Below are 24,621 nucleotides of genomic sequence, written 5' to 3'. Positions count from 1 at the left end.
GTTCCCAAGGGCGGACCGGCCTGTGATGTGCCTGTTATGGAGTTTGCACGTGCTCTTTACGACTCGTCACGCGACCTCGACAGTCCCACGCGTCCCAGCCGTTACTGGGCCTCCTCGGCCAGTTCCAGCCAGCGCATCTCCAGTTCGTCGCGCTCGCCGATCAGGCCGCGCAGCTCCGCGTCGAGCTTGGCGACCTTCTCGAAGTCGGTCGCGTTGTCGGCGATTTGTGCGTGCAGGCTGGTCTCCCGGTCGGAGATCTTGTTCAGCTGCCGCTCGATGCGCTGGAGTTCCTTCTTGGCGGCGCGGCTGTCGGCGGACGAGGCCGTGCCGGCCGGGCGGGCGGCGGCCTGCGCCGGGGCGGGGGCGGCCTCCTCGATCATCCGCTTGCGCCGCTCCAGGTACTCGTCGATGCCGCGCGGCAGCATCCGCAGGGCCGCGTCGCCGAGCAGCGCCCACACCCGGTCGGTGGTGCGCTCGATGAAGAACCGGTCGTGCGAGATGACGACCATCGAGCCGGGCCAGCCGTCGAGCAGGTCCTCCAGCTGGGTCAGCGTCTCGATGTCGAGGTCGTTGGTGGGCTCGTCGAGGAACAGCACGTTCGGCTCGTCCATCAGCAGCCGCAGCAGCTGGAGCCGCCGCCGCTCACCACCGGAGAGGTCGCCGACCGGCGTCCACTGCTTCTCCTTGCCGAACCCGAACTGCTCGCACAGCTGCCCGGCCGTCATCTCCCGGCCCTTGCCGAGGTCGACCCGGTCCCGGATCTGCTGGACGGCCTCCAGCACCCGCAGCTCGGCGGGGAGTTCGGTGACGTCCTGCGAGAGGTAGGCGAGCCGCACGGTCTTGCCGACCTTGATCTGCCCGCCCGCGGGCTGCGCCTCGCCGTCGGTACGGGACGCCTCGGCCAGGGCGCGCAGCAGCGAGGTCTTGCCCGCGCCGTTCACGCCCACCAGGCCGATCCGGTCGCCCGGGCCGAGCTGCCAGGTCAGGTGCTTGAGCAGCACCTTGGGCCCGGCCTGAACGGTCACGTCCTCCAGGTCGAAGACGGTCTTGCCGAGCCGCGCGTTGGCGAACTTCATCAGCTCGGAGGTGTCGCGCGGCGGCGGCACGTCGGCGATGAGCTCGTTGGCGGCCTCGATGCGGTAGCGCGGCTTGGAGGTGCGGGCGGGGGCGCCGCGCCGCAGCCAGGCCAGCTCCTTGCGCATCAGGTTCTGCCGCTTGGCCTCCTCGGTCGCGGCGATGCGCTCGCGCTCGGCGCGGGCGAACACGTAGTCCGAGTAGCCGCCCTCGTACTCGTAGACGCTGCCCCGCTGGACGTCCCACATCCGGGTGCAGACCTGGTCCAGGAACCACCGGTCGTGGGTGACGCACACCAGCGCCGAGCGGCGGGCCTGGAGGTGGGCGGCCAGCCAGGCGATGCCCTCCACGTCCAGGTGGTTGGTGGGCTCGTCCAGGATGATCAGGTCCGGGTCGGAGATGAGGATCTTGGCGAGGGCGATACGGCGGCGCTCGCCGCCGGAGAGGGGGCCGATGACGGTGTCGAGCCCGCTCTCGAAGCCGGGCAGGTCGAGACCGCCGAAGAGGCCCGTGAGCACGTCACGGATCTTGGCGTTGCCCGCCCACTCGTGGTCGGCGAGGTCGCCGATCACCTCGTGGCGGACGGTCGCCTTCGGGTCCAGCGAGTCGTGCTGCGTGAGCACGCCGAGCCGGAGCCCGCCCACGTGCGTGACGCGGCCGGTGTCCGCCTCCTCCAGCTGCGCGAGCATCCGGATGAGGGTGGTCTTGCCGTCTCCGTTACGGCCGACCACACCGATCCGGTCCCCTTCGGAGACGCCGAGGGAGACGCCGTCGAGCAGGGCACGGGTGCCGTATACCTTGCTGACTGCCTCGACATTGACCAGGTTGACGGCCATTTCACTCCTGAGCAGGGGGCTTGGATCGTCCCCCAGGGTACGTGGTGCCTTGCCCCCAGGGGCGCGGGGAACTGCGCGACCAGCCCCCGACGGGCCGCAGTCGAAGAACGACATCTTTCAGGTGCAGACCGTGCATGGCTGAGCGCGCCCACGCGGCGGAGCCGCAAATGTCACAGCCCCGCGCCCCTGGGTAGGTGCGGCCTAGCCAGTGACGATCGTTGCGCCGGGTGCCGGTGACGTCGCCACCCTCGCCGTGCGGCACGTGCCCGACGCAGTCAACGCGTCCGCGAGCTTCCGGGCCGACGCCTCGTCCTCCGCCAGGAACGCCGTGGTGGGGCCCGAGCCCGAGACCAGGGACGCCAGCGCACCCCCCGCCGTGCCCACGGCGAGCGTCTCCGTCAGCGACGGCCGCAGGGACAGCGCCGCCCCCTGGAGGTCGTTCGTCAGGACCGGGGCCAGTTCGAACGGGTCGCCCGAGCGCAGCGCGGCCAGCAGCGCCGGGGATGCAGACGGCGCCGCCGCCCCCCGCGTGAGGCGGTCGAACTCGCGGTAGACCGCCGGGGTCGACAGACCGCCGTCGGCCGCCGCGAAGACCCAGTGGAAGGTCCCGCCGACCTCCAGCGGAGTCAGCTTCTCTCCCCGGCCGGTGCCGAGCGCCGCACCCCCCACCAGGCTGAAGGGAACATCGCTGCCCAGCTCCGCGCAGATGTCGAGCAGCTCCGCACGCGACGCCCCCGTACCCCACAGCGCGTCGCACGCGACCAGCGCCGCCGCGCCGTCCGCGCTGCCGCCCGCCATACCGCCCGCGACCGGGATGTCCTTGGCGATGTGGAGGTGGACATCGGGGACAAGGCCGTACCGCGCGGCGAGCAGCTCGGCCGCCCTCGCCGCCAGGTTCGTACGGTCCAGGGGGACCTTGTCCGCGTCCGGGCCGGAGCAGGTGATCCGCAACGAGTCGGCGCGCGTCGCCGTGACCTCGTCGTACAGGCCGACCGCGAGGAAGACGTTGGCCAGGTCGTGGAAGCCGTCGGGGCGGGCCGGGCCCACCGCGAGCTGGACGTTGACCTTGGCGGGGACACGGACCGCAACGGCCGTCACTTCTTCGCCTCCGCGATCCGCGCGAACTCCTCCACCGTCAGCGCCTCGCCCCGCGCCTGCGGCGAGATCCCGGCCGCGACCAGCGCCTCCTCGGCGAGCGCGGCCGAACCGGCCCAGCCGGCGAGCGCGGCCCGCAGGGTCTTGCGGCGCTGGGCGAAGGCCGCGTCCACCACAGCGAAGACCTCCGCCTTGGTGGCGGTGGTCTTCACCGGCTCGGTGCGCCGCACCAGCGAGACCAGGCCGGAGTCGACGTTCGGGGCGGGCCAGAAGACGTTGCGGCCGATGGACCCGGCGCGCTTGACCTCCGCGTACCAGTTGGCCTTCACCGACGGCACGCCGTACACCTTGTTGCCGGGCTTCGCCGCGAGCCGGTCCGCGACCTCCGCCTGGACCATGACCAGGGTGCGCTCGATCGTCGGGAAGCGGTCCAGCATGTGGAGGAGGACGGGCACGGCCACGTTGTACGGAAGGTTCGCGACCAGCGCGGTCGGGGCCGGGCCGGGCAGCTCCTGGACCAGCATCGCGTCGGAGTGGACCAGCGCGAAGCGGTCCTTCTTCGCGGGCAGCCGGGCCGCGATCGTGGCGGGCAGCGCGCCCGCGAGCACGTCGTCGATCTCGACGGCCGTCACCCGGTCCGCCGCTTCGAGCAGCGCCAGGGTCAGGGAGCCGAGCCCGGGCCCGACCTCCACCACGACGTCGTCGGGCCGCACCCCCGCCGTCCGTACGATCCGGCGGACCGTATTGGCGTCGATGACGAAGTTCTGACCGCGCTGCTTGGTGGGGCGTACGCCCAGCGCTGCGGCCAGTTCACGGATGTCGGCGGGGCCGAGGAGGGCATCGGGCTCAGTGGTGCTCACCGATACAGCCTACGGCCGCAGTGCGGCCACGGACTCGACCCCCGCTGTACGTAGAGCTTCTTCGCCCGGAACGTCTGCTCGGAGGCGCTGGCGTGCTGCGGCAGGCCGCTGCCGCCGAGCGCGTGCCAGGTCCGGCCGTCGAACTGGTAGAGCCCGCCGTAGTTGCCGGTCGGGTCGACCGCCCCGGGGCGCCCGCCGGACTCGCAGTGGGCGAGCCCGTTCCAGTCGAGGTGGTCGGCGCCGCCGACGGAGGTGGGCAGCGGCTTGGTGCCGACCCGGACGGTCTGGGTGACGGGCGGGCGCACCACGTGCTCGGCCACCTTCTTCGGCTTCTGCTTGACGCCGTTGACGGTCCGCAGCGCGTAGGTGACCTTGCGGAAGCCCCGCTGCCCGGGCCGGTCGACGACCTCGGTCCCGGCGAACAGCGAGTCGTCCTTGGTCTTCTCCACCTCGTACGGGATGGGCTCCTCGCGAACCTCGCGGGTGCCGGTGATCCGCATGACGGTGATCGTCTGGCCGTCGCGGGGGAAGGCCGAGGTCGGCACCGAGGTGGTGTCCTGGCCCCGCAGCGAGATCCCGGCCTCCTCGATGGCCTCGGCGACGGTGGCCGCGTTGGTGCGGATCGTGCGCTCGCGGCCGTCGGCGAGGAAGGTGACCTGGCGCTCGGTGCGCACGTCCAGGCCCATCCCGGCGCGGCCGATCTCGGAGGAGCGGGAGGCCGACAGATACGCGCCCTCGGCCCGCACCCCGAGCTGGCGCAGGGCCCCGTCGACCGTCTGGGCGGTGGTCCACACCTGGCGGCGCTGGCCGTCGAGGGTGAGCGCGACGGGGCGGCCGTAGCGGACGACGACCTCGTCGCCGCCGGCCAGCCGCTCGTGCCGGCCGGGCGCGACGATGTCGTGGTCGCCGACGCTGACGTGCTGGTCGGCGAGGAGCTCGTCGACGTCGTCCGCGAAGGTGTGCAGGGTGCGCGGCGCCCCGTCGACGGTGAGCCGCACCGCCTTGTCGTTGGCGAGGAACGCGGTGGTCCCGCCCGCGAGGAAGGCGACCACCAGCGCCTGCGGGATGATCTTGCGCAGGGCGTCGGGCCCGGCCCCGAACAGCGCCCCGCCGCTCCTGCGCCGCCGCGCGGCCCGCCGCGCCCCGGCCCGCGAGCCGTCGTCCTGGCCCGCGCCCTGCCTCGGTCGCGGCACCTCGGCGGGCTGCGTCTCGTACGTGTCGTACGAGGGCGGCGCGCCCTCGGCGTACGGCGGCTCGGCGGTTCTGGTCGCCGCGCGGCGGCCGCCGCGTGCGGCACGGTGACTGCCCTGCGTATTGCTCACGGCGCTCCAGAGTTCCGGCCGGTCGTCCCGTCGAGGCCGGGACATTAGCGGAGAGCCGGTCACCGTCCAAAGCGATTCGACTACGGAGCGTCGTCACGCTACCCTGCACTCGCCCAGTCGGAGCACCGCGGCCGTTATCCGTCAGTAATCGAAAGCGCGCGCAGTGTTCTCCGCGATGGCCGCGGCCAGCACGTCCTCGTGAATCGACTTCACCGCCGCCATGGCCCGTACCGTGATCGGAATGAGATACGGCGCATTGGGCCGTCCGCGGTACGGCGCCGGGGTGAGGAAGGGCGCGTCCGTCTCCACCAGGACCAGTTCGAGCGGGGCGACGGCGAGCGCGTCGCGCAGCGGCTGGGCGTTCTTGAAGGTCATGTTCCCGGCGAAGGACATGAAGTACCCGGATTTCGCGCAGAGTTCCGCCATTTCCGCGTCACCGGAATAGCAGTGGAAGACCGTGCGGTCCGGGGCGCCCTCTTCCCGCAGAATGCGCAGCACATCCGCGTGCGCCTCGCGATCGTGGATGACGAGCGCTTTGCCGTGCCGTTTGGCGATCTCGATGTGCGCCCGGAACGAGCGTTCCTGGGCGGCCATGCCGTCGGCCCCGGTCCGGAAGTAGTCGAGGCCGGTCTCGCCGACGGCCTTGACGTGCGGCAGTGCGGCGAGCCGGTCGATCTCGGCGAGCGCGTCGTCGAGGGCGGCGTCGCCGCCGGGCCGCCGCGCGCCCTGGCGCGACCAGCCGTCGGGGTCGCCCAGGACGATCCTGGGCGCCTCGTTGGGGTGCAGGGCGACGGCGGCGTGCACGTTCTCGTGCGCCTCGGCCGTGTCCGCCGCCCACTGCGAACCCTTCAGGTCGCAGCCCACCTGGACCACCGTCGTCACCCCGACGGACGCGGCCCTCAGCAGGGCCTCCTCCACGGTGGTGGACTGCATGTCCAGGTGGGTGTGGGAGTCGGCCACCGCCACACCGAGCGGTTCGGGCAGCGGCGGCGGGGCATCCTTGGCGGCACTCATGGGGCCGATCCTATGAAAGGCCCCGGCCCGTCACTTCTTGTGGTGGTGCTGGAAGGGGTGCAGGAGGTCCGACAGGTGCCAGTGGTGCTCCGCCTGGGGCTCTGCTCCGGCCTCGGCCGCCGGGGGCTCCGGCTCCGGGTCGCCCCCGGACCCGACGGGCCCGGCGGGCGCCTGGTGGGTCGAGTGGTGCGCCAGCAACTGCTGCACGCTGGAGACCCGGCCGGCGCGCAGGGTGCGCACGACGTGCCCGCCGCAGTTCAGACAGGTGGGGTGGGAGAGCGGTGAGGGCACCCGTTCCCCGTTCGCCTTGTAGACCACGAACGGCTCCCCCTTGCCGTCCACGTAGTGCTCTATGTCGTACGCCTGCTCCCAGCCATACCCACACCTCATGCACGCGAAGGCGTATGCCTCGTGCGCCGTGGTCTCAGCGATCTCACTCATGTGCCGGCTCCTCTTGTCCGCTGGACAAGCTCTTGCGAGCGCTCTCCTTGCGAGCGGGGGCGAAAGCGTCCCCCGATCCATGGGACGCCTTTCGCCGCCAAAACGCATCAGGGGCTGTCGAGTGTTGGTGGCGATTTGGCCTTTCCTAGGAAAAAGCCCCGGTGCGCGGCCTGCGCTTTACTTTTTACGATAGTCCTTTGCCGTCTTCGGGTGCCTGTCGTGCCGCGTTCTTTGCCGCCACGACCGCGTCGAACACCTCGCGTTTGGGCAGACCCGCGTCGAGGGCCACGGCGGCGATCGCCTCCTTGCGCCGCTCCCCCGCCTCCTCGCGCACCTGCACCCGGCGCACCAGCTCCTCGGCGTCCAGCTCGGCGGGCCCGCTCTCGGCCGCGCCCTCCACCACCACGGTGATCTCGCCGCGCACCCCGTCGGCGGCCCACTCGGCGAGGTCCTTGAGGCTGCCGCGCTTGACCTCCTCGTACGTCTTGGTCAGCTCGCGGCAGACGGCGGCGCGGCGCTCGGCGCCGAACACCTCGGCCATCGCGGCCAGCGTGTCGTCGAGGCGGTGCGGGGCCTCGAAGTAGACGAGGGTGCGGCGCTCCTCGGCGACCTCGCGCAGCCGTCCCAGGCGCTCGCCGGCCTTGCGCGGCAGGAAGCCCTCGAAGCAGAAGCGGTCGACGGGCAGCCCGGACAGGGCGAGCGCGGTGAGCACCGCCGAGGGCCCGGGCACGGCCGTGACCTTGATGTCCTTCTCGACGGCGGCCGCCACGAGCCGGTAGCCGGGGTCGGAGACCGACGGCATCCCGGCGTCGGTCACGAGCAGCACGCGCGCGCCGCCCTCCAGCGCCTCGACCAGCTCGGGCGTCCGGGCGGACTCGTTGCCCTCGAAGTAGGAGACCACCCGCCCCGAGGTGTGGATGCCGAGCGCCCGGGTCAGGCCGCGCAGCCGCCTGGTGTCCTCGGCGGCGACGACGTCGGCCCGCTCCAGCTCGGCGGCGAGCCGCGGCGGCGCGTCCGCGATGTCGCCGATGGGGGTCCCTGCGAGTACGAGTGTTCCGGTCACCGTGCCATCCTCCCAGCCCCGGGACCTCCCGGTCGCCCGGGCGGGTTCTGGCCCGGCCACGGGACTCGCACAGGCGCTTTCCCTACGATGGCGCGGTGACCAGTACTGCGCCACACCCCCTAGAGGGCCATGACGCCGGAGATCCGCCGCCCGGCTGGCAGGACCGGCTGCGCCGCTTCGGCTACGCCGCCCGGCCGAGAATCGGCCTGCGCGACCGGCTGGTGCCGCCCTACACCCGGCCGTCCGGGCAGCTCTGGGCGGTGCTGAAGGTCTCCCCGCCGGCGGCCGAGCGCCTGGTGCGCTGGTCGGCGTGGGGCGGGCCGCTGCTGGTCACGCTGGTCGCGGGGGTGCTGCGGTTCTGGAAGCTGGGCAGCCCGGACGCGGTGATATTCGACGAGACGTACTACGCCAAGGACGCCTGGGCGCTGATCAACCGCGGCTACGAGGGCGCCTGGCCCAAGGACGTCGACAAGTCGATCATCAAGGACCCGTCGTCGGTGCCGATCCCCACCGACCCGGGGTACGTGGTGCACCCGCCGGTCGGCAAGTACCTGATCGGCCTCGGCGAGAAGTGGTTCGACTTCACCCCGTTCGGCTGGCGCTTCGTGATGGCGGTGCTCGGCACGCTCTCGGTGCTGATGCTCTGCCGGATCGGGCGGCGGCTGTTCCGCTCCACGTTCCTGGGCTGTCTGGCGGGCGCGCTGCTCGCGGTGGACGGGCTGCACTTCGTGATGAGCCGGATGGCGCTGCTCGACCTCGTGGTCATGTTCTTCGTGCTGGCGGCCTTCGGCTGCCTGCTGATCGACCGGGACCGGGCACGGGCCCGGCTCGCGGCGGCGCTCCCCGAGAACGAGGACGGCGACCTGCGCCCGGACGCGGCCGTCGCGGAGGGCCTGCGCCTGGGCCGGCGCCCCTGGCGGATCGCGGCCGGGGTGATGCTGGGCCTGGCCGCCGGCACCAAGTGGAACGGCCTGTACGTCCTGGTCTTCTTCTGTGTGATGGCGGTGCTGTGGGACGCGGGCGCCCGCAGGACGGCGGGCGCGGTGCGCCCGTACCGCGCGGTGCTCAGGAAGGACGTGCTCCCGGCGTTCGTCTCCACGGTCCCGGTGGCCCTGGCCACGTATCTGGCCTCCTGGGCCGGCTGGTTCTACACCGACAAGGGCTACTTCCGGGACTGGGCGCACGGCCGCGACGGTCTCTCCCCCGACCACGTGAAGCTGCCGCTGCTGGGCAAGGTGAGCCTGCCGCAGTTCGACATGAGCTGGATGCCGGAGTCACTGCGCAGCCTGTGGCACTACGAGGCCGAGGTCTACAGCTTCCACGTCAACCTGCACGACAAGCACACCTACCAGTCCAACCCGTGGAGCTGGATCGTCCTTGGCCGCCCGGTCTCGTACTTCTACGAGAGCCCCTCGCCCGGCACCGACGGCTGCCCCTCGGACACCAGCGGCAAGTGCGCCCGCGAGGTGCTGGCGCTCGGCACCCCGCTGCTGTGGTGGGCGGCCTGCTTCGCGATCCTGTACGTGCTGTGGCGCTGGGTGTTCCGGCGCGACTGGCGGGCGGGCGCGATCGTCTGCGGCATCGCGGCGGGCTGGCTGCCGTGGCTGCTCTACCAGGACCGCACGATCTTCTACTTCTACGCGGTCGTCTTCGTGCCGTTCCTGTGCCTGGCGGTGGCGATGATGATCGGCGCGATCCTCGGGCCACCGGGCTCGGACGAGCGGCGCCGGGCCATCGGCGCGATCGGCGCGGGCGTGCTCGTGCTGCTGATCGTCTGGAACTTCATCTACTTCTGGCCGCTGTACACCGGCACGTCGATTCCGCTCGATTCCTGGCGGAACCGGATGTGGTTGGATACCTGGGTCTAGCTGGAAAAACCGTGGCCTCGGAGCGTCTGCGCTCCGGGGCCACCGTGGTCGTTGTTGGTCCTTGCCGGTCGTCGTGGGCCGCCCTTGGACGGCCCACAGACGGCCCACTGCGTCCGGGGCCAGGAGCGATCGAGGGCCGGTTTGGCGCACCGAGATCGGAGCATGTCTGAAGCGTGACCAACGGGAGCAAGTCTCACGCCCAGTACGCTGGTACGCACCACTTCAGGATGGAGAGTGCCCCGCGAATGGGACCGAAGACAGCGAAGGTCTACGAGACGATTCGTGCCCGGCTCGCTTCCGGCGAGTACGCCCCCGGCGACAAGATGCCTTCAGAGCGCGCGCTCGTGGAAGAACTCGGAATCGGTCGCACCGCGCTGCGGCAAGTGCTGGCCCGGCTCGTATCCGAAGGAGCCTTGGAGGTTCGCGGCCGAAGCTCGTACCGAGTGCCGGGCGGCGTGAGCATTCAGACGCCCGAAGGGCTTGAGCCGTGGCGAATCCACGGCGAGCGCAACGTCTACGACAATCAGTGGGTCAAGCTCCAACTTTGGGACGTGGAGCCGCCGGGCGTGGAGCGTTTCGAGCATCACGTGGTGAAGCTCCAGCGCGTCGCCATTACGGCCGTTGTGGACGACGAGGACCGTGTACTAATGATGTGGCGGTATCGCTTTGTCCCGCAGCAATTCGGATGGGAGCTTCCGGGCGGCATCGTGGACGAGGGCGAGGATGCTGCGGACACGGCACTCCGGGAAGTCGTGGAAGAGACGGGTTGGCGACCGAAGTCCGTTGAGCACATCGTCACGTATCAACCCATGATCGGCATGGTCGATTCGCCTCACGAAATCTTCGTGGGTCACGGAGCCGAACAGGTTGGTTCGCCTACGGATCTGGAAGAGGCAGGCCATATCGAGTGGGTACCTCTGGCCGACATTCCGGGGCTGATGGCACGGGGTGAGCTGATGGGCTCTGGCACCCTCGTGGCCCTGCTCCACATCTTGGCGAGCCGTAATCGGCAGGGACTCACAGCCGGGAACTGAGCAGGTCGACACGGCGGCGTTGCCGCACCGAACCAGTGCGGCTCGCCAGCAACCGCGCCTCGCGTAGGTGGGTATTCGCGTCGTCGTATTCGGCTCGTGCCAAATGAGCCTGCACGAGGTCAGCGTGAAGTCCTGCCCGCGCACGCACGAAGGACGGGTCGGCCACCTTCAGAGCGTCGTAAAGGCTGCTCACTGCATCGTCATCCCCGAGCAGGGCAAGAACGTTGCCGCGCCATCGGGCAAGGTGGGAGCTGTTGAGGAAGATGCTCACCATGTCCGGGTCGCGCACTTCGGAACCCGGCGGAATACTGGCCCTGGCCGCATCAAGCGCACGTTCACAGTCGTCAGGCATTCCGGCATGGGCACACAACTCCGCTTCGGCTGAATGCAGCCATGCCCAAAGCCGTGGTGATCCCGCCTGGCCGAGAGTGCGTTGGGCATCACGCACCAATTCGACGCCGAGCGACGGCCGACCAGCCTCGCAGAGTACGTATGCTTGCTCCCCCATCGCGTGGGCGAGGTACATAGGAGATTCGGCATCGCGCGCCGCCCGCTTCGCCAACTCATAATGGCGCCATGCCCGTTCAACAGCACCCGAGTCAATTGCTTGCCATGCGGCGAGGGTCGACGCTCCTGCGAGTGCGAGGGCTACGGGTTGGCGCGCACCGGGGAGCACCGCGAAGTTCAGAGCGTCTTCAAGGGCCGCCAAATGGCCAGACATCTGGTCGACGAGACTAGATGCACCCATCTGCCGGTCCATGGTGCGAAGTAGTTCGGTCTGACTGTTGAACGTCTCGACCATGGACACGCTGACGCTGCTTGCCGCGTCGATCCTGGCCAGTAGGTCGTCATACCCGTCGGCAGTCGGCAGAGCGAGCGCGATCGGGACGTTTCGCAGCTCCGCGTCCGTGACGCCGAGAAGCTGCCGCAGGATCGTCGCGTAGCGGTCCGAGATGGTGCGCTTACCGTTCTCCCACTCGGATACGTACACCCGCAAACTCGCGGTCGACGCGACATCAGCGACGTGCCGTCGGGCGTACTGCTCGATCTCACGAACCAGTCGCTCCTGAGACCAGCTTCGCGCTGTTCGCGCGCCCCGAAGTCCTGTGCTCATGACCACCGCCCGGCGATAGGTCCACTCGCTGACCCTCCCAGCATGCCTCACGTCGCCGCAGGTCAACAGGGGTTAACAGGCCGCGAGTTAAGCCCTGTTGGCTACCGACTCACCCGCCAGTCAGGTCTTCTGGAGATGCACCGCGAAGGGAAATCGCAGCTCGACTCAGCGAAGCCTCTTGACTCTGGTGCGCACCAGATGCTTACCTGCTGGTGCGCACCAGATCGGAGCACCTCCGATTCGCGGAGCGCAACGCAGCGCCCGGAGGTCCCGTGAAACGGACTGAAGGAAGCGTCAGTTCCTTGAGAACTCAACAGTGAGCCGAAAGATCTTCAATCCGTTTCGCGGCGCTTCGTGTGCTGCGGCCGGTTGCCTCCTCCGCCCGTCCGGGCGCCCTGCGGGGCGGTCGTACGGGCGGGGTTGAGGGGAGCCGGATCTACCGACTTCAACGGCGTGCGGCCCCGGGTGGCTAGACCCGGGGCCGCTGTTCGAGCCGTCTCACCTGCTAGGGAGACCACGACTCATGAAGCACATCATTGCACTTCAGGCTGGTGTTACCGCCCTTCCTTCGTACATCGAGCCGACGACGGCTGAGCTGAACGCGATCGAGAACGAGCTGCCGCTGATCCTGGCGGAGGTTGAGCTGCTGGACGCGCTGATCGTCACGCTCGACCGCACCCCGAACGAGCTGGACGCCCGCCGTATCCGGCGGGCGAGGCGGCGCGTCCTCAACGCGCGCCGCGACCTGGGCAACCGCGCCGATGGTCTTGGCGGTGCGGCATGACGGTACTGACGCTGTCGGACCTGACCAGGCCGCTTCAGGCACTGCGGCTGCTGGCGGCCGACTTCCCGCGTTTGCCCGCGCCGTGTCCTTCGGTGAGCACGGTCTTCCCGGACGTGCTGGCGCTGTCCGTGTACGACGACTTCGCCGCGTTCGAGGCGTGGCGGGACGCGCTGAACATCGCCCCGGAGGCGGTCGTTCACCGCGTTCAGAGCGGTGGCCGTACCGCCGTCCTGAAGGCCGCGACCGTGTACGCGGGGGCACGTGTGGAGCTGGTCGGCTACTCCTCAATTCCCGCGGCCGACCCCGCCCGAGCACCCATGGCGGTGGGCACGTGAACACCGTTCATATCCGTTCAGCGGAACGTGCGCTGTCGGTGGGGACGTGGCTGATCGTGAGTGGGGCGGTGCTCTACTCCATCCTCACGGTGACCCCGCTGATGGCGGCCCACACGGTGCCTGCGTGGGCGTGGACGGCTCCGGTTCTGCCGTTGGTGGTGGATGCGGCGGTGGTCATCGTGGTCCGGCTTGATGACGTGCTGGCCCGGTTGGGCGGGCGCGGCGGGTGCTGGCCGATCACCCTGCGGTGGATGACCGGTCTGATGACGCTGGCTCTGAACACGGCCGACTCAGCGCTAAAGAAAGACCTGGTCGGGGTGGCCGTCCACGCGGTGGCGCCGCTGCTTTTGATCGTCACGGCGGAGACCAGCCTCGCCTACCGGCGTGCCCTTACCGCCGCCCAAGCCGCCGTGGAAGCCCGGCGGGCGGCGGACCGGGAGAGGGCGGAGCAGGCGGCCCGTGAGCGTGCTGAGTACGCCCGGGCACAGGCGCGGGAGGAACGCGAGCACGCCGCGTTGTTGGCGCGTGAACAGCGTGAACACGAAGCCCGCCTGGCCCGCGAGCAGGGCGAGCGCGAGGAGCGTCAGCGCCGCGAGGAGCGCGAGGAGCGCGAGCGGGCGGCGGCAGTCGAGCGGGAGATCCGTGAACGCCGTGAACGCGAGCTTGAACAGCGTGAGCACGAGCGGCTGCGCCGTGAACAGCAGGCTAGGGAGCGGGCCAAAGTCGAGGAGCGCGAGCGCGCTGCGGCGGCCGAGCGTGAACGCCGTGAACACGCTGAGCGCAGCGAGCGGGAGCGTGCCGCCCTGCTGGAGCGTGGCCCTGCCGCGTCCAAGCTGTCCGAGCCGCAAGCCCGCGAGATCGTGGCGGAGGCGTACGCGGTTGGGCTGTCGGTGCGGCAGGCGGCGGAGCTGTGCGGCTGGTCGGTCGGCTGGGTCTCGACCCGCTACGCCGAACACCGCGACCCCGACCGCGCCGACCGTGCTGACCTGGCGATCGTGAGCCGGTGATGGCCGCCCTGCCCGTCTACCACTGGAACCTGGCCCCGGACGGCTACGCCACCTACCGGCAACTGCGCGCCCGGGGCCTGAGGCCCGGCGGGCAAGGCGTCGCAGCACAGATGGAACGCCCGCGCCGCCACCGCGGCCCGCTGGTCGCCTACCTGTACCGCATCGACCGGGCCAAGCCCGTCCGGCCTATGACTGCGGCCCGCTGGGCGGCGCTGGCCAAGGCGAACGCCGCGCAGCGCTGGTGTCCGTCCTGCCGCCGCGATGCCGGTTACCGCATCCCACGCTCGCATGGCGTGTGCGGGCTGTGTGTCCACCACGAGGAACAGCGCGTCGCCTGACCCTTCGACCTGGGAGTTTCGCTGTGTCCAGTCGTACTCGTACCCGTGGTGCCGCGGGTGTCCACGCCGTGCATATCCCGCCTAGGCGCGGGCGCCGCTCGGCTCAGCCGTTCGTGATCGTCGTTCCCGAAGCCCCGTCTCTGGCCCGTGAGGCGTTCGGCTTCCTTGGGCGTCTGCTGTGGCGCTTTCGTGGCGCGCTCGCCCCGACCGGGTTCGCGGTGCTGGCACTGGTGGTGACCGCGCTCCTGCACCTTCTGGGCTGGTGGTCCGGGGCGGTGCTCGTGCCACTCGCGGCGGGCCCGGTCGTCTGGTTCGCCATCGTCCAGTCCCGCCACCCCGCCCGTCGCTCCGCGCTGGTCTGGCGTATCGCGTTAGCCGTGCTGGCCACGCTCGCTGGCACGTGGGTGGCGCTGGCTGCGTGGTTCGGTCCGCTGGCCGGTCCGCTGGCGCTGGTGTGGCTGATCACTCTGATCGCGGCGCAGTCCGCGTGGCTCATCGTCCGCCGTACGCACTGATCCGAGAGGGGAAGCCAGATGGCACGCAATTCCATGGCGGGGCAGGTCGACGACTTCGCTCGTCGGCAGGCGAGCCAGCCGTTCACCAACCAACGGCGCACCGCCTCCGACCACAAGTCCAACAAGTTCGCCAACGCGGGCGCCGCCGCCGGAGGGTTCCTCGGGTCGTTGGGCGGCTCGTTCGTCCCACCGATCAACGTCACCGTGAACAACACCAAGCACGCCGCCCGCGGGGGCGGGAGCGGCGGTGGCCGCTCACACGCCGAATCCGTGCTGCCCTCACCGGAGTTCACCTCTCCGGCACAGGTGCGGAACTACTGCAACACGCTGCGGGCGGCGGCGGTGACGCTGTCCATCGAGGTGGCCATGGGCGCCGAGATCATCAAAGGCGTCCTGGCCGCGGTGCCGGACCCGGAGGGCCGTGCGTTCGGCTCGCGGGTGCGGGCGCGGAAGGTGTCCCGCAAGATGCAGCGCTCCGCGGACGCGCTGCGCGATGCCGCGAAGAACGCCGCCGCCTGCTACGCCACGTTCCAGCAGGAGTTCGAGGAAGAGATCAACCGCGTCCGTCACCGTGCCCGCAAGCCCGTCCAGCCCGTCATGAACTGGGCTCAGCAGTAAGGAGGCTGCCTCATGGCAAGGAACAGCAACGGCCGCCATGTGCGGCACGCCGACTTCCCCGACAACGCCATGGTCATCAACGGCGCTCCCGGTCTCCTGGGTGAGCCCGGCGGCGGCACCATCCGGGCCTATCTGCTGCACCGGGCCAAGCCACACCTTCCGCCGTGGCTCGGCTGGGCCGGTACCGGCCTGGTTGGGGCGCTGGGGCACTGGCAGTGGGGCGAGAGCGCCGCCGCCGGGGTGGGGCTCACTCTCGCCTCGGTGGCGCTGACCGGGACTACCTGGTGGGCGGGCAAGTCCACCAGCCACCAACGGCGCCTGCACTCCGCTGTCACCGTGGCCGCAGGCTCCGCGTGGCTGACCGCGGCCTGCCTGGCCGGGCCGACCGCCGGGCCGGTCGACGACCTGTACCTGATGGGCGGCCCGGCGCTGGCCTTGTCCTGGAACATCCGCACCGTCCTGCGCCACAACCTCGAAGGGCCGGCGGGGAGTTCGGACGGGGGTCTGCTGGAGAAGATCGGGCTTGCCCGGGCGCAGATCGGTGCGGCGAAGGTGGAGCCCAACCGGGTCACTGCCCCCGTGGCGCTGGATGCGGGGGCGCAGACCAACGACGACATGGCCAAGGCGCTCGGCAACATCGCCTCCGCCCTGGACCTGCCGACCTCCGCCATCCGCTACACCCCCGACCCCGACTCCCACCGCCGCGGCGACCTGGTGATCGTTCCCGAAGACATGCTGTCCGAGGTGGTGGAGTGGCACGGGCCTTCCAGCCTCGGGGGTTCGATCGCTGAGCCGCTGGTGATCGGCCGGTACGACGACGGCTCCGCGCTGGTGATGTGGCTGCCCGGCGACCCGGAGGCGGGCCGCAACTCCACACACACGCTGATCGCGGGCGGCACCGGGTCCGGCAAGGGCGATGCCGCGCTGAACCTCCTGACGGAGATCGTCTCGCGCCGGGATGCGGTCGTGTGGTTCTCCGACCCCAAGGCGTTCCAGGACTTCGCGCCCCTGCGGCCCGGCCTGGACTGGGCCGTTGAGGGCGGTGCGGGCACAGAGGTGATGGTGGCAGCGGTGGAAGCCGTCATCCCCGCCCGTACCCGCTGGCTGGGGGCGCACGGCTACCGGCAGTGGGTTCCCGCGGCAGCCGAGCGGCAGAACGACCCCGAGCACTCCTGCCGCGCCGATGGCACGGCCTGTGGCTGTGCGGGGATGCCGTTCCTGGTCACCTGGTTCGAGGAAGCCGCCAACACCCTGCGCAGCCTCGGTGACGACGTGTTCACCGGGATTGCGCAGGAGGCCCGGTCGGCAGGCGTCTCGCTGATCGTGTCGCTTCAGCGCCCCTCCTACGACCAGATGTCCACCAGCACCCGCGCCTCCCTGCCCTCCGTGATCGCGCTGGGCTGCGACGCCCGCGACGAGGGGTTCTCGCTGCCCGATGAGGTGCTGGCTCAAGGTGCTCACCCCGGGGCGTGGGGCAACCGGCGGCCCGGCTACTGCTACGTGGTCAGCCCCGGCATCGACGAAGACCGCTACGCCTCCCCGGGCCGCACCTGGCGCTTCACCGGCCGGGCCGTGCCCGTCATGGAACTGCTGGCCACCTGGGCACAGCGCAACGGCGCCACCGCCGACCCCATCACCGCCGCAGCCGCCTCGGCTGTTGCGGGCAGCGCCTACACCGGCCGCACCGCACCCGGCAGCGATCAGCCGGTGGCACTGCGGGCCGTTACGGAGGAAGGCGACATGGAACCTGCCGGTTTGCTGGTCGACCCGGAAGACCAGGACATCGACCCCGAGGCCGAACTCCCCGGCGCCGAAGAGGGCGACGACGCCCCGATCTTCGGACAGGACACCGGTCGCAAGCCCTCCCCGGAGGAAGCCCGCCGTCTGTTCGCTGCCGCGCTGGAACAGTTCGAGCAAAGCGGGCAGATGGTCGTCGGGCCGAAGGACTTCGCTGACTGGTGCGAGCGCAACGGCCTGTCCCGTCCGTGGGTCTCGGCACGGCTCACGGAGGCGTACCGGGAAGGGCGACTGGAGGCAACGAACACCACCGGCCGGTGGCGCATCGTCCCCGCCCTGACGGCTGCCTGACGCCTGACACCGTCACGGCCGCCTGACACCCAAACCCCTAGGCAAACCCGCTGTCAGAAACGCCTGACACTCTCGGCGTGACACCCCTGACACCCCTGCCTGACACCCACCCGCACGAGCCCGCACCACCACGTGGCGCGGGCCCGCGGGCTACCCGGAAGGATCACCCGTGGCTCGCCTCGAACCGCGGCCCGCACCGGTCGAACTCCACCACCCTCAGCCGCTCACCCCCTATGCCTCCGCCGCCTCCGCGGTCGACTTGTATGGGGAGCGGGAGCCGGTGGTGTGGGTGCCCGACGCCTACGGCCGCATGGTCCCCATGCCCAAACACCTCACTCCGCCCCCGGTCCTCGCGACCCAGCCGCGCGACCTGACCCCGCTGCCCCTGCTCGACCCGATCGCGCAGCGCTTCATCGGCGCGGGCATCGGCGGCGGCGCGCTCTCCGCCGGTGTCGGCTACGGCATCGGCCAGATCATCAGCTCCGCCGCCGGATTCGGCTCCGGCGCCGCCATGTGGATCGCCTTCGTCATCCTCGGCCTACGGATGCCCGCCCGCGCCCTCACCACCGGCCAGAACGGCACCACCGTCCACATCCGCAAGGCCGTGATCAAGCGCAACCACTTCCACGGCTGATCTGGGGAGGCAACACCGTGATGCGACTCCGCATCGAGCACGGCACTTGGCCCCGTCCGGGGCTGTACCTGACCGACACCCCCCGTCCCCACTGCCGAATCTGTGACGGCTGCGGCGGCATCGAGTCCTTCTACGGCGACCCCGAGACCGGAGAGTACGCCGGGAGCGACTGGGACCCCTGCGACTGCTGGACCCAGTGGCGATGCCTGCTGCTACCCCTGCCGAGCCTGCCCCGGTGGCTGGCCCGCCGCCCCTGCCCGGCCGACTACAGCGACGAACCGCCGTTCTAGCTGCGCCAAGGGCGGCCCCCTCGTCTCGCCAAAGTCGCGGGGCCGCCCTTGTCTGCCAGCACTTCTCACAGAACTGGAGACATCCAGCATGACGCATTACCCCCCTTACGCGCTGCTGTCGGCAGCGCTGGAGGCTGCCGAACACGGCTGGCACGTCATCCCGCTGCGCCCGTGCGACAAGCGCCCCGCCCTGCATGGTGAGGATGTTTGCCCCGGGCTGCGGGACTGCGCGGGCGGTCACCGCAAGTGGGAGGACCGCGCCACGACGGACCCGGACCGCATCCGCCGGGCCTGGGCCGACATCCCGTTCAACGTCGGCATCGCCACCGGCCCCTCCCGCCTGGTCGTCGTCGATCTCGACATGCCCAAGCACAAGAGCAACAGCAACAGCAGTGCGGACACGCCTTGCGGCGTGACGACCTTCCAAGCGCTCTGCGAGCGCGCCGGACAGACCGTGCCGACCACCCATACGGTGCAGACTGCGAGCGGTGGGAGCCACCTGTACTTCACCGCCCCGCCCGGCATCCGCCTGCCCAACAGTGCGGGCAGGCTCGGCAAGCTCATCGACACCCGGGCGTGGGGCGGGTACGTGGTCGCCACCGGCAGCCGCACCGCCACCGGCGCGTACACGGTCACCGACCCCACCGAGCCGGTACCGCTCCCAGACTGGCTGTACACCCTTCTCACGCCCCGCAAGGCATCACGGGCCGCTCTGGCCGCCACCCCCTCGGTTCGGGCCTCCCGCTACGCGGAAGCCGCCCTGCGGGCCGAACTCACCTCCGTGCACGAGGCGGTGGAGGGCGAGCGGAACGTGACTCTGCTGGCGGCAGCGCGCGCCCTGGGGCGGTTCATCGCGTGGGGCGACCTTCCCCGCACTCTGGTGGAGGAGGCTCTTCAGTCGGCGGGGGAGGCGGCCGGACTGGCAGAGCGGCAGTGCCGCGCAACGATCCGCAGCGCTCTGAACTGGTCCATCGCCCGCAACGGGACCCGGAGGGCCGCATGAGCCGCCCACCGCGCCCCCGACTGAAGAGCCTCCCCGGGCCCACCGGACACCCGGTCGCCGCCCAACCGGCTTCGCCGCAGACGGCCGTGGGCGCCCCGAAGGGTGTCGCCGAAGGCGTCCTTTCTGCTCTTCGCCCTGACCCGCGCTCGTGGGACGACGGTCGCCGGATCGTCGCCATGCTCCACATCGTCGCGCCCCGCGGCGCCATCCCCACCGCCACGTCGCGCTGTGACTGCGGCCGCGACCGCAGCGCCGTGGGACGTGCCCGCGTGCTGGCCCTCATTGCCGACCACACCGACCACCGGGCTCAGTGCCCTCTCCGCAGCATGCAGGAAGGCAGGACCGCCGCATGAGCGCCGACCCCACCACTGGTTCCGTGCTGCTCGACGAGGTGGAAGCCTTCCACCGCCGCTTCAACGTCTTCCCCTCCGAGGCGGCCTACGTCGCCGTGGTCCTGTGGGACGCGCACGCGCACCTGCTCGACTGCTTCGACGCCACCCCGCGTCTGGCATTCCTCTCCCCCGAACCGGCCTCCGGGAAGTCCCGGGCGCTGGAGATCGTCGAGACCGTAGCCCCGTACCCGATGGTCGCCGTGAACGCGTCCGCCTCGGCCCTGTTCCGGGCTGTGTCGGGGATGAGCGCCCGGCCGACGATCCTGTTCGACGAGATCGACACCGTCTTCGGCCCCAAGGCTGGGGACAACGAACAGCTCCGGGGCTTCCTCAACGCCGGACACCGCCGCTCCGGCGTCATGTACCGGTGCGTCGGCGACGGGGCGAACCAACAGGTCCAGGAGTTCCCGTCGTTCTGCGCGGTCGCGGTCGCAGGTCTCGGGTCACTGCCGGACACGATCCTGACCCGTTCGGTCATCATCCGCATGCGCCGCCGGGCCCGCAATGAACGCGTAGAGCCGTTCCGCCAGCGCGTCCACGAAGGCGAAGGACACGCGCTGCGGGAGCGGCTGGCCGCGTGGGCCGACAGCGTCCGGGACGTGGTCGACGGGGCGTTCCCCGCCATGCCGGACGAGGTCACCGACCGCCCCGCCGACGTGTGGGAACCCCTCATCGCCGTGGCCGACGCGGCGGGCGGCGACTGGCCCAAGCGGGCCCGCGCCGCCTGCGTCGAGCTGGTCAACGCCTCCAAGGCCGACGACAAGGGCAGCATCGGCATTCGGCTCCTGACTGATCTGCGCGATCACGTCCTTGACGGCATCGACCGCCTGCCCACCGTGTCCGTCCTCGAACGGCTGCACAGCTTGGATGAGGCCCCGTGGGCCGACATGGGCGGCAAGCCCCTGGACGCACGCGGCCTGTCGAGGATGCTGCGCGAGTACATGACCGCCGACAACGCCCCCATCGTGGCCCGCAACATCAAGGCCGGTGGCGCCGTACTCAAGGGCTACTACGCCAGCGATCTCCACGACGCGTGGCAGCGCTACTGCCCACCCCCCGCTGAAAGTCCGCTACTTCCGCTACCTCCGCTACCGAGCAGGTCAGAGCCCCCGCCGAGGTAGCGGCAAGCCGGAATTCATCCGCTACCGCACGGCCCTTGCCGCTACCGGCCCCGGCGCCCGCCGCCGGGGCCGGTAGCGGCGCCCATCCGCTACCGCTACCCCTATCCGCTACCTCGATCATGCCTCTGAGCAGGGCGGTAGCGGAGGTAGCGGAAGTAGCGGACCTGGCAGGGGGAGGGGGTGCGGCCCTCTCCCCTCCCGTGTATGTCGGACACGAGGAGTTCCCGCCGCCATGGCCACGCCCACGTCCAGCGATCCGCGCGCTGCCCTGCGGGCCGGACTCCCGGACCGCTACCTCACCCCCGACGACATAGCCGATCTGTTCGGCGTGCCCCTAGAGACCGTCTACGCCTGGCGTAAGAAGCGCACCGGCCCGCCCGGCTTCCGCGTCGGCAAGCACCTGCGGTACGACCCCACGGCCGTCCGGCGCTGGACCACCGAGCGCATGGCCGCCGACGCGGTCGCCTGAGCCCAGCCAGACATACCCACGCTCGTAGAGCGCGCCCCACGGTGCGCTCTACGGGCGCCTTCACGAAAGGACCCGCCTCACATGGCAGGCCACATCCAAGACCGCTGGTACAAAACCGAGATCGGCGCCGACGGCAAGCCGCGCCGGGTCAAGAGCGACCGGTACGGCATCGGGCTGCGCTACCGCGCCCGCTATATCGGCCCCGACGGCACGGAGAAGAGCAAGAGCTTCCCTGACAGGCAGAAGCGCCTAGCCGAGAAGTGGCTGAGCCACATCGAAGCCGACATGGCACGCGGCCAGTACGTGGACCCGAAAGCCAGTCGGACCACGTTCAAGCAGTACGCCGAAGAGTGGGTCAAGTCGCACACGGGCGAGATCAACAGCCGCGAGGCGGCCGAGCGGCGCCTACGCCTTCATGCCTACCCGCACATCGGCCCGCGCCCGCTCGGCTCCTTCAAGCCCGAGCACATCCGCACCTGGGTGGCCGAGTTGGAGCAGACCGTACCCGCGGAGTCGTACCGCCGCATCATCGTCGGCACGGTGTCGGCCGTGCTGAGCGCGGCGGTTGAGGACGGCAAGCTAGCGCAGAACCCTTGCCGGGCCCGGTCCGTAACGCTCCCGAAGCCAGGGAAGCCCCGGGTCGTCCCTTGGACGGCCACGCGAGTCTTCGACGTGCGGGCCGCGCTGCCCCGGCGGTTCCAGGCAACCGTGGATCCCGGCGCCGGAAACGGGCTCCGTCAGGGCGAGATCTTCGGTCTGTCAGAGGACGAACTCGACTACGAGGGCGGATGGCTGACCGTCGCGCACCAGTTGAAGCGCATTCGGGGCAAGTACGTCTTCGCCCTGCCCAAGGGCGGGAAGGTGCGCACCGTTCCTCTGGCGAGCGCGGTCGGAAGGTCACTCCGGGCCCACTCCGAGGAATTCCCTTCGGTGAAAGTCACGCTGCCGTGGCGTACGCCTGACGGACCCCTCGTGACCAAGCACCTCTTGTTCTCCGGCAGTTCCGGCGACCACGTCCGGGTGAGCCACTTCAACGATCACATTTGGAAGCCCGCGCTGGTGGTCGCAGGAGTCATTCCGGAGCCGAAGGAGGGTGAGCGGTACGCCGCTGCTCCAGAGGATGGCATGCACGCGCTGAGGCACTTCTACGCGTCGGTGCTCCTGGATGCTGGCGAGAGCATCCGTGCGCTGAGCGCGTACCTGGGTCATGCGGACCCGGGGTTCACGCTCAGGGTCTACACACACCTGATGCCGAGCAGCGAGGGCCGCACGCGCAAGGCGGTCGACAACGTCTTCCCGCTCTTCCCCGCCGAAGATCACGGCCCACAGACGGCCCCCGGGGCCCCGGACGCCCCGGCGGCCTAGGGTTCGTGCAGGTGGGAGCCAGTAAGGCTCCCACCGCCAGAGACTCCATCTACTTCTGGCCGCTGTACACGGGCACGGCGATCCCGCTGGATTCCTGGCGGAACCGGATGTGGCTGGATACGTGGGTGTGACCCGCTGAGCGGCGTCCCGGTCCGGTAACGGGTGGGGCCGGTGTCAGTGGTGTCACGTAAAGTTCCTCCCAAGCATCTCTTGAACACGTTCAAGAGAATCCTGGGGAGGGGCTGCAGATGCGCAGTGGAGCCAAGGCCGCCATCGTCGGCGGCGTGTTCGTGGTGGTCGGCACCGGCGTGGTATACGGCGGGTACCAGATGCTGGCCGGGGACGACTCGTCCTCGGGCACGCACACCAGGGCCGCGCCGGTACGGACCGGGCCGCCCCGCGCCGACGAGATCACCAAGACCGCGCAGGCCTTCTTCGACGCCTGGTCGAAGGGGGACGCGGCGGCGGCCTCGGCCCTGACCAACAACAACGCGGCCGCCCAGACCGCGCTCGCCGGGTTCCACGACGAGGCGCACGTGGACAAGGTGACGATCACGCCGGGGACGGCCACGGGGGCGACCGTTCCGTACACGGTGAAGGCGGAGGTCGCCTACGAGGGGAAGACCGCGCCGCTCGCCTACAGTTCCCAGCTGACCGTCGTCCGGGGCGTGACCACCGGCAAGGCGCTGGTGGACTGGCAGCCGGCCGTCGTCCACCCGAAGCTGAAGACCGGCCAGAAGCTGGTGACCGGGGCGGCCAAGAACCCGGAGATCGAGGCCGTCGACCACCGGGGGCGGGTGCTGACCAAGGAGAAGTACCCCTCGCTCGGGGTGGTCCTGGACGCGCTGCGGCAGAAGTACGGCGCCAAGGCCAACGGCACGCCCGGCGTGGAGACCTGGATCGAGGGCGGCGGCGCCGACAGCACCCCGAACCAGACGCTGCTCACCCTGGCCAAAGGCAAGCCCGGCAAGCTGACGACGACGCTCGACGCGGACGTGCAGGCGGCGGCCGAGCAGGCCGTGAAGCAGTTCGCGGAGTCGTCGGTGGTGGCGATCGAACCGACCAGCGGGGCGATCCGGGCGGTCGCGGACAACCGCAAGGACGGCTTCCCCGCCTCCCTCCAGGCGTCCATCGCGCCCGGCTCCACGATGAAGATCGTCACGGGCGCGATGATCATCGAGAACGGGGTGGGCGGCGCGAACCAGCAGGTCGAGTGTCCGGCGACGGTCCCGTGGGAGGGCTACACCTTCCACAACCTGAAGGACTTCACCATCCCGCACGGGACCCTCACCGACGCGTTCGCCCAGTCCTGCAACACCGCCTTCATCAAGCCGGTGAAGCCGCTCACCGGAAAGGGTGTCGCCGGGACCGCGCTCGGCCGGACCGCCCGGGACTACTTCGGGCTCGGCCAGAACAACTGGAAGCTCGGCGGGGTGAAGTCCTTCGACGGCAGCGTCCCGGAGTCCTCCGGCGTGGAGACCGCCGCCTCCTACATCGGGCAGGGCAAGGTCCAGATGAGCCCGCTCGACCTGGCGTCCGTCTCGGCCACCGTGATCAACCGCGGCTTCCGCCAGCCGGTGATCGTGCCACAGGACCTGGACGGCCGCGAACTGGCCACCGCCAAGCCGCTGCCCGACTCCATGGCCACCCAGCTCCAGCAGATGATGCACGCGGCGACCACCAACGGCACTGCCGTGAAGGCGATGGCCGGGGTGCCCGGGCCCAAGGGCGCCAAGACCGGCTCGGCCGAGGTGGACCAGCAGGGCAAGTCCAACAGCTGGTTCACCGGGTACGGCAACGGGCTCGCCGCCGCCGCGCTCGTCCAGTCCGGCGGACACGGCGGGGACGCGGCGGGGCCGGTCGTGGCGCGGGTGCTGCGGGCGGGCTGAGCGGCCCTGGGGCGGACCGGGGGGAGCCGAAAGGCCCTCGCATGCGGCATAC

At 70.6% G+C, this 24,621-nt stretch carries 24 protein-coding genes; 16 read left to right on the top strand and 8 right to left on the bottom strand.

Annotated elements, in window-relative coordinates:
* Positions 1-101: 101 nt before the first annotated feature.
* The 7 genes from IE252_RS06345 to rsmI all read right to left on the bottom strand — a co-directional run bounded on the left by IE252_RS06345 (position 102) and on the right by rsmI (position 7,705).
* A complete protein-coding gene (locus tag IE252_RS06345) occupies positions 102-1,910 on the bottom strand; it encodes an ABC-F family ATP-binding cassette domain-containing protein (protein WP_190088280.1) in 1,809 nt (602 codons plus the stop codon).
* A 201-nt stretch (positions 1,911-2,111) separates the two neighbouring features.
* Positions 2,112-3,008 (bottom strand): 4-(cytidine 5'-diphospho)-2-C-methyl-D-erythritol kinase, encoded by an 897-nt coding sequence (locus IE252_RS06340; protein ID WP_190088279.1) that lies wholly within the window; start codon positions 3,006-3,008, stop codon positions 2,112-2,114.
* A complete protein-coding gene (gene rsmA, locus IE252_RS06335; protein WP_190088278.1) occupies positions 3,005-3,865 on the bottom strand; it encodes a 16S rRNA (adenine(1518)-N(6)/adenine(1519)-N(6))-dimethyltransferase RsmA in 861 nt (286 codons plus the stop codon). The genes IE252_RS06340 and rsmA overlap by 4 nt, the downstream gene beginning before the upstream one ends.
* A complete protein-coding gene (locus IE252_RS06330; RefSeq protein WP_190088277.1) occupies positions 3,862-5,232 on the bottom strand; it encodes a resuscitation-promoting factor in 1,371 nt (456 codons plus the stop codon). Before IE252_RS06330 ends, rsmA begins: the two co-directional genes overlap by 4 nt.
* 96 nt (positions 5,233-5,328) lie before the next feature.
* Positions 5,329-6,201, bottom strand: a complete 873-nt coding sequence (locus IE252_RS06325; protein ID WP_190088276.1) for a TatD family hydrolase — start codon at positions 6,199-6,201, stop codon at positions 5,329-5,331.
* A gap of 30 nt (positions 6,202-6,231) precedes the next feature.
* Positions 6,232-6,642 carry a hypothetical protein gene (locus IE252_RS06320; RefSeq protein ID WP_190088275.1) on the bottom strand — a complete coding sequence of 137 codons (411 nt, stop codon included), beginning with the start codon at positions 6,640-6,642 and terminating at the stop codon, positions 6,232-6,234.
* 184 nt (positions 6,643-6,826) lie between these two features.
* A complete protein-coding gene (rsmI, locus tag IE252_RS06315; RefSeq protein ID WP_190088274.1) occupies positions 6,827-7,705 on the bottom strand; it encodes a 16S rRNA (cytidine(1402)-2'-O)-methyltransferase in 879 nt (292 codons plus the stop codon).
* A 95-nt stretch (positions 7,706-7,800) separates the two neighbouring features.
* On the opposite strand from rsmI, the gene IE252_RS06310 reads away from it, so the two are divergent.
* Both IE252_RS06310 and IE252_RS06305 read left to right on the top strand, forming a co-directional pair.
* On the top strand, positions 7,801-9,573 hold the full coding sequence (locus IE252_RS06310) for a dolichyl-phosphate-mannose--protein mannosyltransferase (RefSeq protein ID WP_190088273.1): 1,773 nt from the start codon (positions 7,801-7,803) through the stop codon (positions 9,571-9,573).
* Between the two features lie 245 nt (positions 9,574-9,818).
* Positions 9,819-10,607, top strand: coding sequence for a GntR family transcriptional regulator (locus IE252_RS06305; RefSeq protein ID WP_190088272.1), 789 nt, complete (start codon positions 9,819-9,821; stop codon positions 10,605-10,607).
* On the opposite strand, the gene IE252_RS06300 is transcribed toward IE252_RS06305, so the two are convergent.
* On the bottom strand, positions 10,591-11,721 hold the full coding sequence (locus IE252_RS06300) for a helix-turn-helix domain-containing protein (protein ID WP_229848023.1): 1,131 nt from the start codon (positions 11,719-11,721) through the stop codon (positions 10,591-10,593). The two genes, IE252_RS06305 and IE252_RS06300, sit on opposite strands and share 17 nt — an antisense overlap.
* A gap of 523 nt (positions 11,722-12,244) precedes the next feature.
* Between IE252_RS06300 and IE252_RS06295 the strand changes: the two genes are divergently transcribed.
* The 14 genes from IE252_RS06295 (at position 12,245) to IE252_RS06230 (ending at position 24,569) form a co-directional block, all read left to right on the top strand.
* Positions 12,245-12,505 carry a DUF6284 family protein gene (locus IE252_RS06295; protein WP_190088271.1) on the top strand — a complete coding sequence of 87 codons (261 nt, stop codon included), beginning with the start codon at positions 12,245-12,247 and terminating at the stop codon, positions 12,503-12,505.
* Positions 12,502-12,840, top strand: a complete 339-nt coding sequence (locus IE252_RS06290; RefSeq protein WP_190088270.1) for a hypothetical protein — start codon at positions 12,502-12,504, stop codon at positions 12,838-12,840. Before IE252_RS06295 ends, IE252_RS06290 begins: the two co-directional genes overlap by 4 nt.
* Complete coding sequence (locus IE252_RS06285) at positions 12,837-13,847, top strand: DUF2637 domain-containing protein (RefSeq protein WP_190088269.1); 1,011 nt, start codon at positions 12,837-12,839, stop codon at positions 13,845-13,847. The genes IE252_RS06290 and IE252_RS06285 overlap by 4 nt, the downstream gene beginning before the upstream one ends.
* Positions 13,847-14,185: an RRQRL motif-containing zinc-binding protein gene (locus IE252_RS06280; RefSeq protein WP_190088425.1), complete on the top strand. Its 339-nt coding sequence runs from the start codon at positions 13,847-13,849 to the stop codon at positions 14,183-14,185. The genes IE252_RS06285 and IE252_RS06280 overlap by 1 nt, the downstream gene beginning before the upstream one ends.
* A 68-nt stretch (positions 14,186-14,253) precedes the next feature.
* Positions 14,254-14,700 (top strand): hypothetical protein, encoded by a 447-nt coding sequence (locus IE252_RS06275; RefSeq protein WP_373298509.1) that lies wholly within the window; start codon positions 14,254-14,256, stop codon positions 14,698-14,700.
* Positions 14,701-14,718: 18 nt separating this feature from the next.
* Complete coding sequence (gene traA, locus IE252_RS06270; RefSeq protein WP_229848022.1) at positions 14,719-15,318, top strand: plasmid transfer protein TraA; 600 nt, start codon at positions 14,719-14,721, stop codon at positions 15,316-15,318.
* 69 nt (positions 15,319-15,387) lie between these two features.
* Positions 15,388-17,406 (top strand): plasmid transfer protein TraB, encoded by a 2,019-nt coding sequence (gene traB, locus IE252_RS06265; RefSeq protein ID WP_229848055.1) that lies wholly within the window; start codon positions 15,388-15,390, stop codon positions 17,404-17,406.
* Positions 17,407-17,575: 169 nt separating this feature from the next.
* On the top strand, positions 17,576-18,040 hold the full coding sequence (locus tag IE252_RS06260; protein WP_190088266.1) for a hypothetical protein: 465 nt from the start codon (positions 17,576-17,578) through the stop codon (positions 18,038-18,040).
* Positions 18,041-18,060: 20 nt separating this feature from the next.
* On the top strand, positions 18,061-18,330 hold the full coding sequence (locus IE252_RS06255) for a hypothetical protein (RefSeq protein ID WP_229848021.1): 270 nt from the start codon (positions 18,061-18,063) through the stop codon (positions 18,328-18,330).
* Positions 18,331-18,418: 88 nt separating this feature from the next.
* A complete protein-coding gene (locus IE252_RS06250) occupies positions 18,419-19,333 on the top strand; it encodes a bifunctional DNA primase/polymerase (protein ID WP_190088264.1) in 915 nt (304 codons plus the stop codon).
* A gap of 349 nt (positions 19,334-19,682) precedes the next feature.
* Positions 19,683-20,846, top strand: coding sequence for a DUF3631 domain-containing protein (locus IE252_RS06245; protein ID WP_190088263.1), 1,164 nt, complete (start codon positions 19,683-19,685; stop codon positions 20,844-20,846).
* 232 nt (positions 20,847-21,078) lie between these two features.
* The gene (locus IE252_RS06240) at positions 21,079-21,315 is read left to right on the top strand and encodes a helix-turn-helix domain-containing protein (RefSeq protein WP_190088262.1); all 237 of its coding nucleotides are present in this window, start codon (positions 21,079-21,081) and stop codon (positions 21,313-21,315) included.
* 81 nt (positions 21,316-21,396) lie between these two features.
* Positions 21,397-22,680 carry a tyrosine-type recombinase/integrase gene (locus IE252_RS06235; protein WP_190088261.1) on the top strand — a complete coding sequence of 428 codons (1,284 nt, stop codon included), beginning with the start codon at positions 21,397-21,399 and terminating at the stop codon, positions 22,678-22,680.
* Positions 22,681-22,928: 248 nt separating this feature from the next.
* On the top strand, positions 22,929-24,569 hold the full coding sequence (locus tag IE252_RS06230) for a penicillin-binding transpeptidase domain-containing protein (RefSeq protein WP_190088260.1): 1,641 nt from the start codon (positions 22,929-22,931) through the stop codon (positions 24,567-24,569).
* Positions 24,570-24,621: the final 52 nt, after the last annotated feature.

Origin of the sequence: Streptomyces melanogenes, assembly GCF_014649795.1 — a bacterium.
GTDB lineage: Bacteria > Actinomycetota > Actinomycetes > Streptomycetales > Streptomycetaceae > Streptomyces > Streptomyces noboritoensis.
The sequence above is the reverse complement of the archived record's forward strand: the minus strand, read 5'-3'. Positions and strand labels throughout refer to the sequence as shown.

Excerpts from the sequence above, each read along its gene's own strand:
- IE252_RS06345 (WP_190088280.1), bottom strand. The coding sequence starts at position 1,910 with ATGGCCGTCAACCTGGTCAATGTCGAGGCAGTCAGCAAGGTATACGGC.
- IE252_RS06330 (WP_190088277.1), bottom strand. The coding sequence starts at position 5,232 with ATGTCCCGGCCTCGACGGGACGACCGGCCGGAACTCTGGAGCGCCGTG.
- IE252_RS06325 (WP_190088276.1), bottom strand. The coding sequence starts at position 6,201 with ATGAGTGCCGCCAAGGATGCCCCGCCGCCGCTGCCCGAACCGCTCGGT.
- IE252_RS06320 (WP_190088275.1), bottom strand. The coding sequence starts at position 6,642 with ATGAGTGAGATCGCTGAGACCACGGCGCACGAGGCATACGCCTTCGCG.
- IE252_RS06305 (WP_190088272.1), top strand. The coding sequence starts at position 9,819 with ATGGGACCGAAGACAGCGAAGGTCTACGAGACGATTCGTGCCCGGCTC.
- IE252_RS06300 (WP_229848023.1), bottom strand. The coding sequence starts at position 11,721 with ATGAGCACAGGACTTCGGGGCGCGCGAACAGCGCGAAGCTGGTCTCAG.
- IE252_RS06295 (WP_190088271.1), top strand. The coding sequence starts at position 12,245 with ATGAAGCACATCATTGCACTTCAGGCTGGTGTTACCGCCCTTCCTTCG.
- IE252_RS06290 (WP_190088270.1), top strand. The coding sequence starts at position 12,502 with ATGACGGTACTGACGCTGTCGGACCTGACCAGGCCGCTTCAGGCACTG.
- IE252_RS06280 (WP_190088425.1), top strand. The coding sequence starts at position 13,847 with ATGGCCGCCCTGCCCGTCTACCACTGGAACCTGGCCCCGGACGGCTAC.
- traA (WP_229848022.1), top strand. The coding sequence starts at position 14,719 with ATGGCACGCAATTCCATGGCGGGGCAGGTCGACGACTTCGCTCGTCGG.
- traB (WP_229848055.1), top strand. The coding sequence starts at position 15,388 with ATGGTCATCAACGGCGCTCCCGGTCTCCTGGGTGAGCCCGGCGGCGGC.
- IE252_RS06255 (WP_229848021.1), top strand. The coding sequence starts at position 18,061 with ATGCGACTCCGCATCGAGCACGGCACTTGGCCCCGTCCGGGGCTGTAC.
- IE252_RS06250 (WP_190088264.1), top strand. The coding sequence starts at position 18,419 with ATGACGCATTACCCCCCTTACGCGCTGCTGTCGGCAGCGCTGGAGGCT.
- IE252_RS06245 (WP_190088263.1), top strand. The coding sequence starts at position 19,683 with ATGAGCGCCGACCCCACCACTGGTTCCGTGCTGCTCGACGAGGTGGAA.
- IE252_RS06240 (WP_190088262.1), top strand. The coding sequence starts at position 21,079 with ATGGCCACGCCCACGTCCAGCGATCCGCGCGCTGCCCTGCGGGCCGGA.
- IE252_RS06235 (WP_190088261.1), top strand. The coding sequence starts at position 21,397 with ATGGCAGGCCACATCCAAGACCGCTGGTACAAAACCGAGATCGGCGCC.
- IE252_RS06230 (WP_190088260.1), top strand. The coding sequence starts at position 22,929 with ATGCGCAGTGGAGCCAAGGCCGCCATCGTCGGCGGCGTGTTCGTGGTG.